This is a genomic window from Pseudomonas sp. TMW22089, from assembly GCF_022496645.1.
In the GTDB taxonomy this organism is placed as follows: Bacteria; Pseudomonadota; Gammaproteobacteria; order Pseudomonadales; family Pseudomonadaceae; genus Aquipseudomonas; species Aquipseudomonas paraversuta.
On the sequence record NZ_SCFG01000018.1, the window covers coordinates 1 to 15,370 of the forward strand.

A 15,370-nucleotide genomic window follows, 5' to 3' on the forward strand; every position below is an offset into this window, starting at 1 on the left:
CGATTACATCGAGATGTTTTACAACCCAAAACGACGCCACAGTTTCAACAATCAGCTGTCACCGGTAGAGTTTGAAAAGCGTTACGCAGCGAGCCTGGAGAGTGTCTAGGAAACCCGGGGCGATTCAGTCAGTGCAATAGCTGCTCCAAATACACTCAAGAAAGGATCGCTTGTCTGCCCCTCGGAAGAAGCATACGACACGCAGCTGCAGTACATCGTCCAAGGAGTGAACAAGCTCGTTGGAGGTTGTGGGTTTACCAATAAGACCTATCAGGTAGTCATCCTTGACTTAAACCTATTCAGTGCTTCTCAAGTTCAGGTGATTGAAAACGACATCACTGTGTGGACTGCCCACGAATCCTTGTCGAATTGACCCTCTAAGCCGCAGTGAGTGGGTGGAAAGTCGATTCTATAGTTTTCAGTTTATAGGTTTTAGAAGCGAGTTGGATTGGTCCCGTAGTGACCGCAGGGAGAGACTGTGCGGGGGGGGGGCAAGCAAGTGGCTGTGGATTTGTTGGGCTAAGGAAGACGCAAGAAAAATTGCTGGTTGTCGGGACCTGAGGTTCATGCGCAGACATAAAGTGTTACACCTCGGGAAAAGGTGCTTCGGAAGTCTGAGATTCAGGTAGTAGAAGGCTCTGCGACGTATCAGGTAGGCCATGTGTGACAATACTGGCTACACCCAAGATTTATGAATGCCCGTGCGAAGTGTTTACACGGGTGATTAGAAACAACCTCAGCAGCCTCTTTTGTTCAAGCCCGTCCCGGCGTTTATTCCGCGGTCGATGTCTTTTTGTGCGCGGCATAAAATATGCGGCTGTACGGCATGAGCAGTTTAAAGTGCGCATCGGATGCAATTTTGCCCCTGCTCCGCTAGCATTAGCCCCTTCCGCTTTTCTGACGCGACGGTTATCAATGAGTTATCAGGTTCTTGCACGTAAATGGCGTCCGCGCTCGTTCCGCGAAATGGTCGGCCAGACCCATGTGCTCAAGGCTCTGATCAATGCCCTGGACAGTCAGCGCCTGCATCACGCCTACCTGTTTACCGGTACCCGTGGTGTCGGCAAGACCACCATTGCGCGGATCATCGCCAAATGCCTGAACTGTGAGACAGGTATCACCTCGACCCCGTGCGGAACGTGTTCGGTGTGCCGCGAAATCGACGAAGGGCGCTTTGTCGATCTGATCGAAATCGATGCCGCGAGCCGGACCAAGGTCGAGGACACCCGCGAGCTGCTCGATAACGTGCAGTACGCGCCAAGCCGCGGGCGCTTCAAGGTCTACCTGATCGACGAAGTGCACATGCTCTCCAGCCACTCCTTCAATGCGTTGCTCAAAACCCTTGAAGAGCCGCCGCCCTACGTCAAATTCATCCTGGCTACCACCGATCCGCAGAAACTGCCGGCGACAATCCTTTCCCGTTGCCTGCAGTTCTCCCTGAAAAACATGACCCCCGAGCGGGTAGTCGAGCACTTGAGCCATGTGCTGAGTGTCGAAAACGTACCCTTTGAAGATGACGCGCTGTGGTTGCTGGGTCGGGCTGCGGACGGCTCGATGCGTGATGCGATGAGCCTGACCGACCAGGCCATTGCCTTCGGTGAAGGCAAGGTGCTGGCGGCTGATGTGCGCACCATGCTGGGTACTCTCGACCACGGCCAGGTGTTTGACCTGCTGCACGCCTTGATCGAAGGCGATGCCCGGGGACTGCTGGAGGCTGTGCGCCATCTGGCCGAGCAGGGCCCGGACTGGAACGGCGTCCTGTCCGAAATCCTCAACGTCTTCCATCGCGTTGCCATTGCCCAGGCGTTGCCCGAGGGGGTCGACAACGGCCACGGCGACCGTGATCGCGTACTGGCCCTGGCCAAGGTATTGCCTGCCGAAGACGTACAGTTTTATTACCAGATGGGCCTGATCGGCCGGCGTGATTTGCCGCTGGCACCAGACCCCCGTGGCGGTTTTGAAATGGTCCTGCTACGGATGCTGGCCTTCCGTCCGGCAGACGCGACAGACTCGCCGAGTCAGCCGCTAAAGCCAGTGGGGATCAGCCAGGCCACAGTTGATTCCGCCCAAACCGTGGCTGGCCCGACCGCTGTTGCGCCAGTAGTTGCTGCACCTGCACCTGCCGCTGTGGCGGTGGTTGAAGTGCCCAGGCCTGAGCCTGAGCCTGAGCCGGCACCTGCACCTGTGGCGGCCCCCAGGGCGCCAGCAGTGCCGGTAGTGGACTTGCCGTGGAACGAGCCTGCTGTTGCCGTGATCGAAGAGCCGCTGGCGCCCCAAGCGATGCTCGATACGCTGGGCGAACAACCCGAGTTGCCACCGATGCCGTTGCCTACGCCTGACAGCGTGGTGCCGGACGCGCCGCAGTGGGAAGACGCGCCTGTACCTGAGCCAACGCTGGAGCAAGTGGACTCGGCGCTGTCGGGCCTGGATCGCGATGACGAGCCGCCGCTGGACGAAGATTACATTGAGCCGGACATGGACTCGGCGGCCTATAGCTACCTTGACGAACTGGCCAGCGAGCATGGGGGCGAGCCTGCACCTGAGCCCGAGCCATTGCCTGCTGCCGAGCCTGCGACCGGGCTGGCCCTTGAATGGCTGAATATGTTCCCCAAATTACCGGTATCGGGCATGACGGCGAGCATTGGCGCCAACTGCACATTGATCTCGGTTGATGGTGATGACTGGTTGCTGCATCTGGACCCGGCCCACAGCGCGTTGTTTAACGCGACTCAGCAGCGCCGGCTCAATGATGCGTTGAACCAGTATCATCAGCGCACACTCAAAGTGACTATCGAGCTGATCAAGCCGGAGCAGGAAACCCCGGCCCAGGCCGCCTCGCGCTTTCGTGCAGAGCGCCAGCGCCTGGCAGAAGAATCCATCTATGCCGATCCGCTGGTGCAGCAAATGATTGAACAATTCGGTGCGGCAGTCCGTGACGATACGATTCAACCTGTGGACGTTGTTGAGGCTCAGGCTTCATAACGCCAGGAAAAACTTACAGCCCGAGGTTTCTTGGCCGCGGGTGCATTGTCCAAATAACGTTTGAGGTGATTCCCATGATGAAAGGTGGCATGGCCGGCCTGATGAAGCAGGCGCAGCAGATGCAGGAAAAAATGGCCAAAATGCAGGAAGAACTGGCCAATGCTGAAGTCACTGGTAAAGCCGGTGGCGACATGGTGACTGTGGTCATGACCGGTCGTCATGACATCAAGCGTGTGAGCATTGATCCGGCTCTGCTTGAAGGCGTCAGCGATGATGACCGTGAAGTGCTGGAAGACCTGTTCGCGGCTGCAGTCAACGATGCCGTGCGCAAGGTCGAAGCCAATAGCCAGGACAAAATGTCCGGCGTGACCTCCGGCATGCAACTGCCGCCAGGCATGAAGCTGCCGTTCTAAGGCGCTGCACAAAATGCCAGGCCCCGGGCCTGGCATTTTTTTGCCTGGCTGTTTTTGATTAATGGTGCAGGCTGCCCGGGTGCACGGGATTGCTGGTATTTGACGCTGGCCCGGACCGCGGGTATAAACCGCCTCTCGTTGTTTTGTCGGACCTTTCCCTATGAGCTTTAGTCCCCTGATTCGCCAACTGATCGATGCCTTGCGCACCTTGCCGGGCGTAGGTCAAAAGACTGCACAGCGCATGGCTCTGCAATTGCTTGAGCGTGATCGCAGCGGTGGTTCGCGTCTGGCGCTGGCCTTGAGTCAGGCTATGGAGGGCGTGGGTCATTGCCGTCTGTGCCGGACCCTGACCGAGGATGACTTGTGTCCGCAGTGCGCCGATGTGCGCCGAGACGACACCCTGCTTTGTGTGGTTGAGGGGCCGATGGATGTCTATGCCGTCGAGCAGACCGGCTATCGCGGTCGTTACTTTGTGCTCAAAGGGCATTTGTCGCCGCTGGACGGCCTGGGGCCGGAGGCGATAGGTATCCCGCAACTGATGACGCGCATCGCGGAACAGGGCACCTTCACCGAGGTGATCCTCGCCACCAACCCGACGGTCGAAGGCGAGGCTACTGCACATTACATAGCGCAATTGCTCGGCAACAAAGGCCTTATTGCTTCGCGCATCGCCCACGGTGTACCCCTGGGTGGAGAGCTGGAACTGGTTGACGGCGGAACCCTGGCCCACTCGTTCTCCGGGCGCAGACCGATCGTTCTGTAAGCATCAGCTTGCCGGCGAGCAGACGACACGGCCTTACTCTGTCAGGGAAAATTCAGTCAGGCAAAAGGTCGGGACGCCCATTTCCTGCAGGCGTTTCGACCCGCCCAGTTGTGGCAGATCAATAATCGCAGCGGCTTCAAACACCTGTGCCCCCATGCGCCGCACCAGATTGGCAGCGGCAATCAGGGTCCCGCCCGTAGCGATCAGGTCATCGACGATCAACAGCGAGTCGCCTTCACACAGGCTGTCGGCGTGAACCTCGAGAAACGCTTCGCCATATTCGGTCTGATAGCCTTCGGCTAAAACGTCAGCGGGCAATTTGCCTTGCTTGCGAAACAGGATCAGCGGCTTGTTGAGTTGATGCGCCAGTACCGAGCCAATCAAAAAGCCGCGGGCATCCATGGCGCCGATGTGGCTGAAATCAGCCTCGACGTAGCGTTCGATAAAGGTATCGGCAATCACGCGCATGGCGCGGGGGGATTGATACAGCGGCGTGATATCGCGAAAAATCACCCCTGCTTTGGGGAAGTCAATTACTGGGCGAATCAAGGATTTGAGGCAAAAGTCGTCGCGGATCATATCGGGCTGTCCTGGCGTGCGTTAGCTCGCCAGTATAGCCCGATGAATGACGGATTCAGACTTCCAGCGAGCCACCGGCCAGGGCGCACAGCTTGATGGGGTCAAGAATGTGAACTTCCTTGCCATCAGCGGTGATCAGCTGGTTTTCTTGCAGGCGGGTAAATACCCGGGAAACCGTTTCAACTGCCAGGCCCAGGTAATTGCCGATTTCATTGCGCGACATGCTCAGACGGAACTGGTTGGCCGAAAAGCCACGGGCGCGGAAACGGGCAGACAGGTTGACCAGAAAGGTCGCGATACGTTCGTCAGCGGTCTTTTTCGACAGCAGCAACATCATCTGCTGATCGTCACGAATTTCCCGGCTCATGATGCGCATCAGCTGGCGACGCAGTTGCGGCAGCTGTACCGAAAGCTCGTCCAGACGCTCGAAGGGAATTTCGCAAACCGGCGTGGTTTCCAGTGCCTGGGCAGATACCGGATAGGATTCGGTGTCCATGCCTGACAAACCGACCAGCTCGCTGGGCAAGTGGAAACCGGTGAGTTGCTCTTCGCCGCTGTCACTCAAGCTGAATGTCTTGAGGGCGCCGGAGCGTACTGCGTAGACCGAGACGAACGGGTCGCCCTGACGAAACAGAAATTCGCCTTTTTTCAATGGGCGACCGCGTTTGACGATTTCCTCTAACGCATCCATGTCTTCCAGGTTTAACGAAAGTGGCAAACATAAAGGCGCGAGACTGCAATCCTTGCAGTGAGCCTGGCTATGAGCGCGCACTTTTACTGGCTCGGACATTTCTTAAATCCTTATAGGAAAACACACATAAGATGCAAGGTTACCCCAGGGAGGGGGCTGAGGCCAGTGCGCCAATTCAGTGCACTTCACTCAAGTAACCTGCAGCCGTGCCGATAGCCCGGTAACGGCTTAAGCACAGGGAGCAGGTCAGATGTCATCGATGGGTGGAGTTGGCCTTAGTCAGAGTGGCATGTTGACCATAAACACGCCTGCGATAAACAGACAGAATGTCGCAGTGGCCGACGAGGACACGGGCCTTGGCCAGGCGGCAGCTCCCGCTGAGGGCGTCAAAGTGGTGATTTCAGGTGCGGCCATGAAGTTGGCAAAAGCGCAGAAAGATCAGAACGACGACATTGAAGGCAGCGGCTTGCCGGATCAGGTTCAGAAAATTCTGAAGATGATTCGCGAGATCAAGAAGCAGATAGCTGAAAAGCAGGCTCAACTGCAGCAAGTCATGGCCAACAGCAATTTGAATCCTGAGCAGGCCAAGGCTCAGGCCGCCGGCTTGCAGGCGGCAATTGCCGGTTTGAGTGCTGCATTGCTCAATGCCAATGCCAGCCTGGTCAAAGCCATGAAAGACTTGAGCGGTGAGGACGCGCTCAAGGCTTCTTCGCTGATGGCCAGTTAGCGGGCGTTATCACCGGTTGCGAGCGCTCCCTATATCACCCGGGAAAATCGCTGCCGACTGGCCTGTTCCAGGTAGCCATCAAACACCATGCACACCGAGCGCACCAACAGCCGCCCGGCGGGCAGTACGGTCAATTGCTCATGGTCCAGGGTGATCAGGCCATCGGCGGCCATTCTCTGCAGGGCAGGCCACTGCTGGGCAAAATAGCCTCGAAAATCAATATTGAATACTTGCTCTATGTGGGCGAACGGCAAGTTCAAATTGCAGATGATTTGTTGAATCACCTCGCGCCGGATCCGGTCATCCTGATTGCACAGCAGGCCACGGGCAGTGGCGAGCTGGCCGCTGGCCAGGGTGCGCTGATACTGGGTGATGTCGCTGTCATTCTGGCAGTACAGCTCGCCGATCTGGCTGATGGCTGATACGCCGAGGCCGATCAGGTCGCAATGACCGTGGGTGGTGTAACCCTGGAAGTTGCGTTGCAGGGTGGCTTCTTCCTGGGCGATGGCCAGTTCGTCGTCCGGCAGAGCGAAGTGATCCATGCCGATATAGCGATAGCCGGCAGCTGTCAGCTGGGCGATGGTGCGCTCAAGCATTTCCAGTTTGGCGGCAGGCGAGGGCAGATCGCTGGTATTGATCCGCCGTTGCGGCATGAAGCGCTCTGGCAAGTGCGCGTAATTGAACACCGACAAACGATCCGGCTGCAGGCTGATCACTTCGTTGATGGTTTGTGCGAAGGCTTCGGGGGTTTGCTTGGGCAGGCCGTAGATCAGGTCGATATTGATCGAGCGAAACTGCAGGGTGCGCGCAGCATCGATCACGGCACGGGTTTCTTCCAGGCTTTGCAGGCGATTGACCGCTCGCTGTACCTGGGGGTCGAGATCTTGCAGGCCAATGCTGACGCGATTGAACCCCAGCTCGCGCAGCAGGCCCATGGTCGACCAGTCGGCTTCCCGGGGGTCGATTTCGATGCCGTAATCGCCGGAGTCGTCGTCCAGCAAGGTGAAGTTTTCGCGCAGGCTGGCCATCAGTTGGCGCAATTCGGCGTGGCTGAGAAAGGTCGGCGTTCCTCCGCCAAAGTGCAGTTGCTCGACGGTTTGTCTGGGGTCGAGGTGGCAGGCGACCTGGCGGATTTCCTGCTCCAGTCGCTGCAAATAAGGCTGCGCCCGGCCACGGTCTTTAGTGATCACTTTATTGCAGGCGCAGTAGTAGCAAATATTGGCGCAGAACGGCACGTGTACATACAGCGACAACGGCCGCGACGCCTTGCGGCTTTCGCGCAGGGCGTGCAGCAGATCGAAAGTACTGACCTGATCAGTGAACTGCATGGCTGTCGGATATGAGGTATAGCGCGGGCCGGCCAGGTCATAGCGGCGAATCAAATCTGAGTCCCAACGAATGGCGTCGAGCATGCGGGCATTCCCCTGGGATGGTTGGCAATGCGCTGGAGTCTAGGGGCTCGGGATTTGGATGGCCTTGATTTGTATCAATGGCGGCGTGTACTGCATCGCCGGCAAGCCAGCTCCCACAGAGTGTCCCTCGGGGTTGCACAGCTGTTATGGGAGCTGAGGTCATTCAGCTCCCACAGAGTGTCCTTGGGGGTTGCACAGCTATTGTGGGAGCCAGCTTGCTGGCGATGGTATCGGTGAGGTCAAGCAGTTGGGCTGCGTTGCCTGCATCGCTGGCAAGCCAGCTCCCACAGTGTGTTCCTTGAGGTTGCACAGCTGCTGGGGGAGGTGAGGTCATCCAGTTGAACTGGGTTGCCTATATCGCTGGCAAGCCAGCTCCCACAGAGTGTCTCTTGGGGTTGCGCAGTTGCTGTGGGAGATCAGGTCATCCAGCACCCACAGAGTGTCCTTGGGGGTTGTACAGCTATTGTGGGAGCCAGCTTGCTGGCGATGGTATCGGTGAGGTCATGCAGTTGGGCTGTGTTGCCTGTATCGCTGGCAAGCCAGCTCCCACAGTGTGTTCCTTGGGGTTGCACAATCAGGTCATCCAGCTCCCACAGAGTATCCCTCCCGGTTGCATAGCTATTGTGGGAGCCAGCTTGCTGGCGATGGTATCGGTGAGGTCAAGCAGTTGGGCTACGTTGCCTGTATCGCTGGCAAGCCAGCTCCCACAGTGTGTTCCTTGGGGTTGCACAATCAGGTCATCCAGCACCCACAGAGTGTCCTGGGGGGTTGCACAGCTATTGTGGGAGCCAGCTTGCTGGCGATGGTATCGGTGAGGTCATCCAGTTGGGCTGCGTTGCCTGTATCGCCGGCAAGCGCTCGCACAAGTGACTGGGCTAGTGCCCCATCAACCAGTGCTGATGGGGGCCGGGCAGGGTCCAGATGCCGAACAGGATCACCAGCAAGCCCCCGGCCATGCGTACGCTGCGCTTACGCAGCAGTGCCGTGACACGCTCGGCAGCCAGGCCGGTCGCCAGCAGCACGGGCCAGGTACCAAGCCCGAATGCCAGCATCAGCAGTGCACTGTCGATCGCGCTGCCCTGGCTGGCCGACCAGATCAGCGTGCTGTAGACCAGGCCACATGGCAGCCAGCCCCACAGCGCGCCCAGCAGCAATGCCCGGGGCAGGCTCGATACGGGCAGCAAGCGGTTGGCAACGGGCTGGATATGCCGCCACAGGCCGCGTCCCAGGCTTTCGATGCGGGTCAGGCCGCTCCACCAGCCGGCCAGGTACAAGCCCATGCAGATCAGCAGCAACCCGGCGAGGATGCGCATGTACATCGCCGCCGGACTGTTGGCCACCGCCCATCCGGCGAGCCCCAGCAGCAAACCTGCTGCGGCGTAACTGAGGATTCGCCCCAGGTTATAGGCCAGTAGCAGCCTGAAGCGGCGGCTGCGTTGCTCTTTGGGGATGGCCAGGGTCAATGCCCCCATCAGGCCGCCGCACATGCCCAGGCAATGGCCGCCCCCGAGCAGGCCCAGAATCACGGCCGAAACCAGTAGTGGCGCTAGCTCAAACATGGGGTGGGGCCTTGCTGTCGGTGTCCTGCTCCGACTCCGGGTGATGCAGCCTGGCTTCTTCGACGGCCGCTGTATGTTTCGGGTCCTGGTCGTCAAACAGGATGCTGTGGGCCGGGCTGTCGAGGTCATCGTACTGGCCGCTGTCCACTGCCCAGAAGAAGATGTAGATGGCGATTGCGACAATCAGCAAGGCCGCGGGAATCATGATGTAAAGCGCTGGCATAAATACTCCAGGCGTCCGGTTCAGATCGGCAGCGGACGGGGTTGTGACGCAGGCCGGGCATGGGCCTGTCGGGGCATGCGGGTCAGGCGCAAGGCATTGAGTACCACGGTCAACGAGCTGATCGACATGCCGATGGCAGCCCAGATCGGCGTGATCCAGCCCAGTGCCGCAAAAGGCAGCATAAGGCCATTGTACAGGCCGGCCCAGAGCAGGTTTTCGATGATTACCCGCCGTGTGCGGCGGGCCAGGCTGAAGGCTTGCACCAGGGCATCCAGGCGATTGGAGAGCAATACCGCATCGGCACTGGTTTTGGCCAGGTCAGTGGCCGAGCCCATGGCCACGCTGATATCGGCAGCGGCCAGCACCGGCACATCGTTGACCCCGTCACCGAGCATCAACACCTTGCGGCCCTGGGCGTGCAGTTGCTGCAAGACCTGCAGTTTGTCATCCGGGCGCAAGCCGCCCCGGGCCTCATCGATACCCAGCTCGGCGGCCACACTGGCCACCATCGGCGAGCTGTCCCCCGAGAGCAGCAGCGTGCGCCAGCCCCGCGCCTTGCAGGCCGCCAGTAGCGCGGGAGCGTCGTCGCGCAGATGGTCGTCGAGCACCAGCCAGGCCAGCGCGCCGGCGGTATCACCCAGCAACAGCCATTGCCCGGGCTCATCCGGCATCGGCGGCACCGGGCAGAGGCTCAGTTCGCAGACAAAGTCCGGCTGGCCGATGCGTAACTGGCGGTCACCCACCAGGCCTTCAAGGCCCCGGCCTGGTGTGCTGTGTACCTGTTCGGCGGCTTGTGCAGCGCGGCCGAACGCGCGGGCGATCGGGTGTTCCGAGCGGTTCTCGAGGGCCGCCGCCAGGGCCAGACACTGATCGCTGTCCAGTTCGCCCAGGGGGCGAATCGAGCGCAAGGTCAGCCGGCCTTCGGTCAGGGTCCCTGTCTTGTCGAAGATCACCGTGTCGATCTGGTTCAGCCCTTCGAGCACATGGCCGCGGGTCAGCAACAGGCCCAGCTTGTGCAGAGTGCCGGTGGCCGCGGTGAGCGCGGTGGGGGTCGCCAGTGACAGGGCGCAAGGGCAGGTGGCTACCAGCATCGCCAGGACGATCCAGAACGCCCGTGACGGATCGAGTTGCCACCACAGCAGGCCAATCGCCACGGCAGCGAGCAAGGAAAACAGCAGGAACCACTGCGCCGCTTTGTCAGCGATCTCGGCCAGGCGCGGTTTTTCGCTCTGGGCCCGGTCCAGCAGGCGCACGATGGCGGACAGGCGCGTGTCCTGGCCCAGGGCCAGAACCTCGACGGTCAGTGCGCCTTCGACATTCAGGGTGCCGGCGGTGACCGCATCACCAGTCCGGCGTGCCTGTGGCAGGTATTCGCCGGTCAGCAGAGACTCGTCGATGCTGGACTGGCCTTGCAGGATCTTGCCGTCGGCCGGAAGAATCGCGCCGGGGTGCACCAGCACCTTGTCACCGACTTTGAGTTCGCTCAGCAGAATGCGCTCGCTCTGGCCGTCATCACTCAATCGCAAGCAGGACGCCGGCAGCAGGTTGACCAGTTGTGCGGTGGCGGCGGCAGTGCGTTCCCGGGCGCGGCGTTCCAGGTAGCGCCCGGCCAGCAAAAACAGGGCGAACATGCCCACCGCATCGAAATACAGCTCGCCGACTCCGGTAATGGCAGTCCAGATGCCGGCGATATAGGCGCCGCCGATGGCCAGCGAAACCGACACATCCATGGTCAGATGGCGGGTGCGCAGATCACGCATGGCGCCTTTGAAAAAAGGCGTGCAGCTGTAAAACACGATGGGTGTTGTCAGAAACAGTGCAACCCAGCGCAGGATGGTGTGCATCTCGGGGCTGAGATCAATGTTGAATTCCGGCCAGGTGGCCATGGTCGCCATCATCGCCTGGAACCACAGCAGTCCGGCGACACCCAGCTGGCGCAAAGCCAGGCGATTTTCACTGGCCAGTTGTTCCGTTGCCCTGTCTGCCTGATACGGGTGCGCGGCATAACCGATGTGCCGCAGTTCGCTGAGGATTTCACTCAGCGGCAACTGGCTGTCAGCCCAGCGCACATGCAAACGGTGGTTGGACAGATTGAGGCGGGCTTCGCTCACGGCAGGCAGGCGCCGCAGATGTTTTTCAATCAGCCAGCCACAGGCGGCGCAACTGATGCCTTCGATCAGCAGGGTGGTTTCGGCCTGTTCGCCTTCATGCCGGACAAAGGGTTTTTGCACATCGGCGCGGTCATACAGAGCCAGCTCTTCCACCAGTTGCACGGGTAATGCCTGGGGGTTGGCAGAGGCTTCGCTGCGATGCTGGTAATAGCTTTCCAGGCCGCCGGCCACGATCGCCTCGGCCACCGCCTGGCAACCAGGGCAGCAGAACTCGCGGGTCTGGCCCAGAACAACGGCAGTAAAGCGGCTGCCGGGCGGGACGGGCAGGGCACAGTGATAGCAGGGAACGGGAGAGGTCATGGCGGTCTTTCGCGAGAGGGTGTCGCCGGAACTGCGACATTGCGCTCCGGCCCGCCCCTGCAGGTGCGGGAACGGGCTGGCGCGCAATGGGGTTAATTGGTCTTGTGCACTTCAGCGCCCTGAAGCGGCTCGTCGCCCAGCAGCAGGTCTTTGTCATGGCCCACCAGCTCTTCTTCAAACAGGCGCCAGGTTTTGCCGTCTTCAACGCCCAGCAGCTCAACAAAGCGCCGGCCTTCGATTTTGTCATCCAGCTGGCCGATGTAACGGCCCGGCTCTGATTCACTCTGGCTGAGGCTGATCTTGCGGTCTTTCTCGGGTTGGGTCGGCGAGATCAGATTCAGTTCCAGTACCTTCGGCTTGCTGTTGCCATCAAGCAGCAGCACCACTTCGCCGGTCATTTCGTCCAGCCGCAGCTTGGCCTTGAGCTGCAGAGTCTGGCCCAGCAGTTCGCGGTCAAGTGCGCGGTTAATGCCTTTGCCGGCTTCGTAGTAGTTGTCGTTGACCAGGTTGTCCGGGTTGTTCACGGCAATGGTCACCATGGACAGGGTCAACGTCACCGAGCAGGCGAGAATGGCAATGATGATCCACGGCCAAAGATGCTTGTACCAAGGGCTGGAGGCGTTTGCTGCGGGCATGGCAGGTTCTCTTCTCTTATCTGATTTGTGGGCCGATGAAGCGGCTCTTGGCTTTGACGCTGATGTCGTTGTGATCGGCATCCTTGAGGATGAAGAACACTTCGTTGGTGCTGGACGGCAGCTGCTCCGGAGCAATCGAGAGCTCGACCGGCAGGCTGACGATATCGCCCGCGGCGACCCTGATTTCGCGTTTGCCTTGCAGCTTCAGGTCCGGCAGGCCTGTGGCCTCCAGCACATAGGTGTGGTCTTGCTGATCCTTGTTCATGATCTTCAGGCTGTAGACGTTTTCGATCCGTCCTTCAGCGTTTTCGCGGTAGAGCACGCGGTCTTTGCTGACGTCGAACCCCACCAGGGTACGGGTATAGAACGCAGCTGCCAGCAGACCCATCATGGTCAGCAACACCAGTGCATAGCCAAGCAGGCGCGGACGCAACTTGTGGGTTTTCTGGCCCGACAGGTTGTGCTCGGTGGTGTAGCTGATCAGGCCGCGAGGATAGTTCATTTTGTCCATGATGCTGTCGCAGGCATCGATACAGGCGGCGCAGCCGATGCATTCAATCTGCAGGCCGTCACGAATGTCGATCCCGGTCGGGCATACCTGCACGCACATGGTGCAGTCGATGCAGTCACCCAGGCCTTGGGCCTTGTAATCAGTGTCTTTTTTGCGCGGGCCGCGGACTTCGCCGCGCCGCGGGTCGTACGAAACGATCAGCGTGTCCTTGTCGAACATCACGCTCTGGAAGCGGGCATACGGGCACATGTAAATGCACACCTGCTCGCGCAGCCAGCCGGCGTTGCCGTAGGTGGCGAGGGTGAAAAAGCCGACCCAGAAGTAAGCCCAGCCATCAGCCTGGCCGGTAAAGAAATCGAATACCAGTTCGCGTATCGGCGAGAAGTAACCGACAAAGGTCATGCCGGTGACAAAACCGATCAGCAGCCACAGGCTGTGCTTGCTGAATTTGCGCAGGAACTTGTTGGCGCTCATTGGCGCCTTATCGAGCTTGATGCGCTGGTTGCGGTCACCTTCAGTGACCTTCTCGCACCACATGAAAACCCAGGTCCAGACGCTTTGTGGGCAGGTGTAGCCACACCACACGCGACCTGCATACACGGTAATAAAGAACAGGCCAAAGGCCGCGACGATCAGCAGCCCGGAGAGCAGGATGAAATCCTGTGGCCAGAAGGTGGCGCCAAAAATAAAGAATTTACGCTCGGGAAGGTTCCACCAGACGGCCTGGTGCCCACCCCAGTTGAGCCATACCGTACCGAAATACAGCAGGAACAGCACGGCGCCACCGGCGATGCGCAGGTTGCGGAAAATACCGGTAAAGGCCCGGGTGTAGATCTTTTCCCGGGAGGCATACAAATCGACGCTGTCACCAGGTTTTTTGGCAGGCGGCGTGACGTTGTGTACAGGAATCTGATTGCTCATTAGTGCGTCCCACGGCAGTGGAAAATGCCTCGGTCAGTACATGCCGACCGCGGTCAGAAGGTGTTGCAGTGGCGTAATGATACGCCTGTGACTCTAGCTCAAGGGTGCGACCTTTGGTCGCGTTCCGGAAATCACCAACTTGGTATAGGAGATGTAACAAGTCGTGACATGGATCAATTGACTTGGGGTCGCGGTTCAAGTGCAGGGCAATTGCGCACCGGGCAATGGTGGCGTCCAGCGAAAGCACGGCTGTAATAAAACGGCCCCGCCAACGTGGGTTGGCGGGGCCGTTTTCTGCAGCAGTTACAACCCTGGTTTACTCGGCTGCCTTGGCGTCATCGCCATGGGACAGACTGTAAACGTAGGCCGCCAGCAGGTGAACCTTGTCGTTCCCTTGCAGGTCGGCCTGTGCAGGCATCTGGCCCTGACGGCCGTAACGGATGGTCTGTTGCAATTGAGCGAAGCTCGAACCGTAGATGAATGCACCCGGGTGGGTCAGGTTCGGTGCGCCCATCAACGGGTTGCCCTTGCCTTCCGGACCGTGGCAAACCGCACAGTTGGTCGCGAACAGTTCCTTGCCCTTGGCAGGGTCGGCTTTCGCGCCTTCCGGCAGCTTGCGGCCGTCCAGGCCGGTCAGGACATAGGCGGCCACGTCGCTGACGCCTTGCTCGCCGATCACTTCGGACCAGCCCGGCATGATGGCGTGGCGACCGCCCATGATGGTGGCCTTGATGTCTGCCGGTGTACCGCCCCAGCGCCAGTCGGCGTCGGTCAGGTTAGGGAAGCCATAGGCGCCTTTGGCGTCGGAACCGTGGCACACCGAGCAGTTGGAGGCAAACAGGCGGCCACCCATCTTCAGTGCTTGCGGGTCTTTGGCCACTTCCTCAATGGGCATGGCGGCGAATTTGGCGAAGATCGGACCAAATTTAGCGTCCGATTTAGCCATTTCCTTTTCCCACTCGTGAACACCGGTCCAGCCTGTCTGGCCATTGGCAAACGCGGTCTTCTCTTTGGTGTCCAGGTACTCGTAGCCCGGCAGCAGGCCTTTCCAGTTACCCAGGCCCGGGTACAGCACCAGGTAGCCGAGGGCGAAGATGATGGTGCCGATGAACAGCATGAACCACCATTTCGGCATCGGGTTGTCGTACTCTTCAATCCCGTCGTAAGAGTGCCCAACTGTCTCGTCAGTCTGCTCGCTGCGTTGGCCCTTGCGGGTGGCCAGCAACAACCAGGTCAAGGCGAAGATGGTACCCAGACTGAGGACTGTGACGTACAGACTCCAGAACGTAGTCATTCTTTGTTACTCCTAGAAGCTTGCTCTTGCTCTACGTGCTTGATGGCTTCGGGATCATCCTTGAACGGCAATAAGGTTGCGTCATCAAACTCCGACTTGCGTCGCGGACTGAAAACCCACAATGCCAAACCGATAAAAGCCACCATCACGACGACAGTGCCCAGGCCACGAATCATCCCGATATCCATC

Annotated in this window: 15 protein-coding genes; 5 read left to right on the forward strand and 10 right to left on the reverse strand. The window is 59.4% G+C overall.

Translation table 11 applies throughout. From position 1 onward, the window contains the following. The 4 genes from EQV90_RS15755 to recR form a co-directional block, all read left to right on the forward strand. Window positions 1–109: IS3 family transposase (locus EQV90_RS15755; RefSeq protein ID WP_138762977.1), on the forward strand; the 109-nt coding region annotated here is incomplete at its 5' end. Window positions 110–915: 806 nt separating this feature from the next. Continuing rightward, window positions 916–2,982: a DNA polymerase III subunit gamma/tau gene (dnaX, locus tag EQV90_RS15765; RefSeq protein ID WP_240878388.1), complete on the forward strand. Its 2,067-nt coding sequence runs from the start codon at window positions 916–918 to the stop codon at window positions 2,980–2,982. Between the two features lie 74 nt (window positions 2,983–3,056). Continuing rightward, on the forward strand, window positions 3,057–3,395 hold the full coding sequence (locus EQV90_RS15770; protein WP_003447184.1) for a YbaB/EbfC family nucleoid-associated protein: 339 nt from the start codon (window positions 3,057–3,059) through the stop codon (window positions 3,393–3,395). A 160-nt stretch (window positions 3,396–3,555) separates the two neighbouring features. Next, the gene (gene recR / locus EQV90_RS15775) at window positions 3,556–4,158 is read left to right on the forward strand and encodes a recombination mediator RecR (RefSeq protein WP_003447185.1); all 603 of its coding nucleotides are present in this window, start codon (window positions 3,556–3,558) and stop codon (window positions 4,156–4,158) included. Window positions 4,159–4,191: 33 nt separating this feature from the next. Here recR and EQV90_RS15780 read toward each other — a convergent pair whose 3' ends face one another. After that, a complete protein-coding gene (locus EQV90_RS15780) occupies window positions 4,192–4,737 on the reverse strand; it encodes an adenine phosphoribosyltransferase (RefSeq protein ID WP_010656163.1) in 546 nt (181 codons plus the stop codon). A 55-nt stretch (window positions 4,738–4,792) separates the two neighbouring features. Beyond that, on the reverse strand, window positions 4,793–5,527 hold the full coding sequence (gene fnr, locus EQV90_RS15785) for a fumarate/nitrate reduction transcriptional regulator Fnr (RefSeq protein ID WP_003447190.1): 735 nt from the start codon (window positions 5,525–5,527) through the stop codon (window positions 4,793–4,795). Window positions 5,528–5,840: 313 nt separating this feature from the next. Here fnr and EQV90_RS15790 point away from each other — a divergent pair, with 313 nt between their 5' ends. After that, window positions 5,841–6,155: a hypothetical protein gene (locus tag EQV90_RS15790; RefSeq protein ID WP_232286848.1), complete on the forward strand. Its 315-nt coding sequence runs from the start codon at window positions 5,841–5,843 to the stop codon at window positions 6,153–6,155. Window positions 6,156–6,184: 29 nt separating this feature from the next. On the opposite strand, the gene hemN is transcribed toward EQV90_RS15790, so the two are convergent. From hemN to EQV90_RS15830, 8 genes are all read right to left on the reverse strand, one after another. Then, window positions 6,185–7,567 carry an oxygen-independent coproporphyrinogen III oxidase gene (gene hemN / locus EQV90_RS15795; RefSeq protein ID WP_003447195.1) on the reverse strand — a complete coding sequence of 461 codons (1,383 nt, stop codon included), beginning with the start codon at window positions 7,565–7,567 and terminating at the stop codon, window positions 6,185–6,187. A gap of 875 nt (window positions 7,568–8,442) precedes the next feature. Further along, window positions 8,443–9,126, reverse strand: coding sequence for a sulfite exporter TauE/SafE family protein (locus EQV90_RS15800; RefSeq protein WP_003447197.1), 684 nt, complete (start codon window positions 9,124–9,126; stop codon window positions 8,443–8,445). After that, window positions 9,119–9,349: a cbb3-type cytochrome oxidase assembly protein CcoS gene (ccoS, locus tag EQV90_RS15805; RefSeq protein WP_003447199.1), complete on the reverse strand. Its 231-nt coding sequence runs from the start codon at window positions 9,347–9,349 to the stop codon at window positions 9,119–9,121. The genes EQV90_RS15800 and ccoS overlap by 8 nt, the downstream gene beginning before the upstream one ends. A gap of 20 nt (window positions 9,350–9,369) precedes the next feature. Then, complete coding sequence (locus EQV90_RS15810; RefSeq protein ID WP_240878389.1) at window positions 9,370–11,820, reverse strand: heavy metal translocating P-type ATPase; 2,451 nt, start codon at window positions 11,818–11,820, stop codon at window positions 9,370–9,372. 92 nt (window positions 11,821–11,912) lie between these two features. Next, entirely contained in the window at window positions 11,913–12,455 is a 543-nt protein-coding gene (locus tag EQV90_RS15815) for a FixH family protein (RefSeq protein WP_003447203.1), read from the reverse strand. A 16-nt stretch (window positions 12,456–12,471) separates the two neighbouring features. Continuing rightward, window positions 12,472–13,887 (reverse strand): cytochrome c oxidase accessory protein CcoG, encoded by a 1,416-nt coding sequence (ccoG, locus tag EQV90_RS15820; protein ID WP_010656158.1) that lies wholly within the window; start codon window positions 13,885–13,887, stop codon window positions 12,472–12,474. A 316-nt stretch (window positions 13,888–14,203) separates the two neighbouring features. Beyond that, window positions 14,204–15,181, reverse strand: coding sequence for a cytochrome-c oxidase, cbb3-type subunit III (gene ccoP, locus EQV90_RS15825; RefSeq protein WP_003447207.1), 978 nt, complete (start codon window positions 15,179–15,181; stop codon window positions 14,204–14,206). Then, a complete protein-coding gene (locus tag EQV90_RS15830) occupies window positions 15,178–15,369 on the reverse strand; it encodes a CcoQ/FixQ family Cbb3-type cytochrome c oxidase assembly chaperone (RefSeq protein WP_003447209.1) in 192 nt (63 codons plus the stop codon). Before EQV90_RS15830 ends, ccoP begins: the two co-directional genes overlap by 4 nt. Between the last annotated feature and the right edge of the window lies 1 nt (window position 15,370).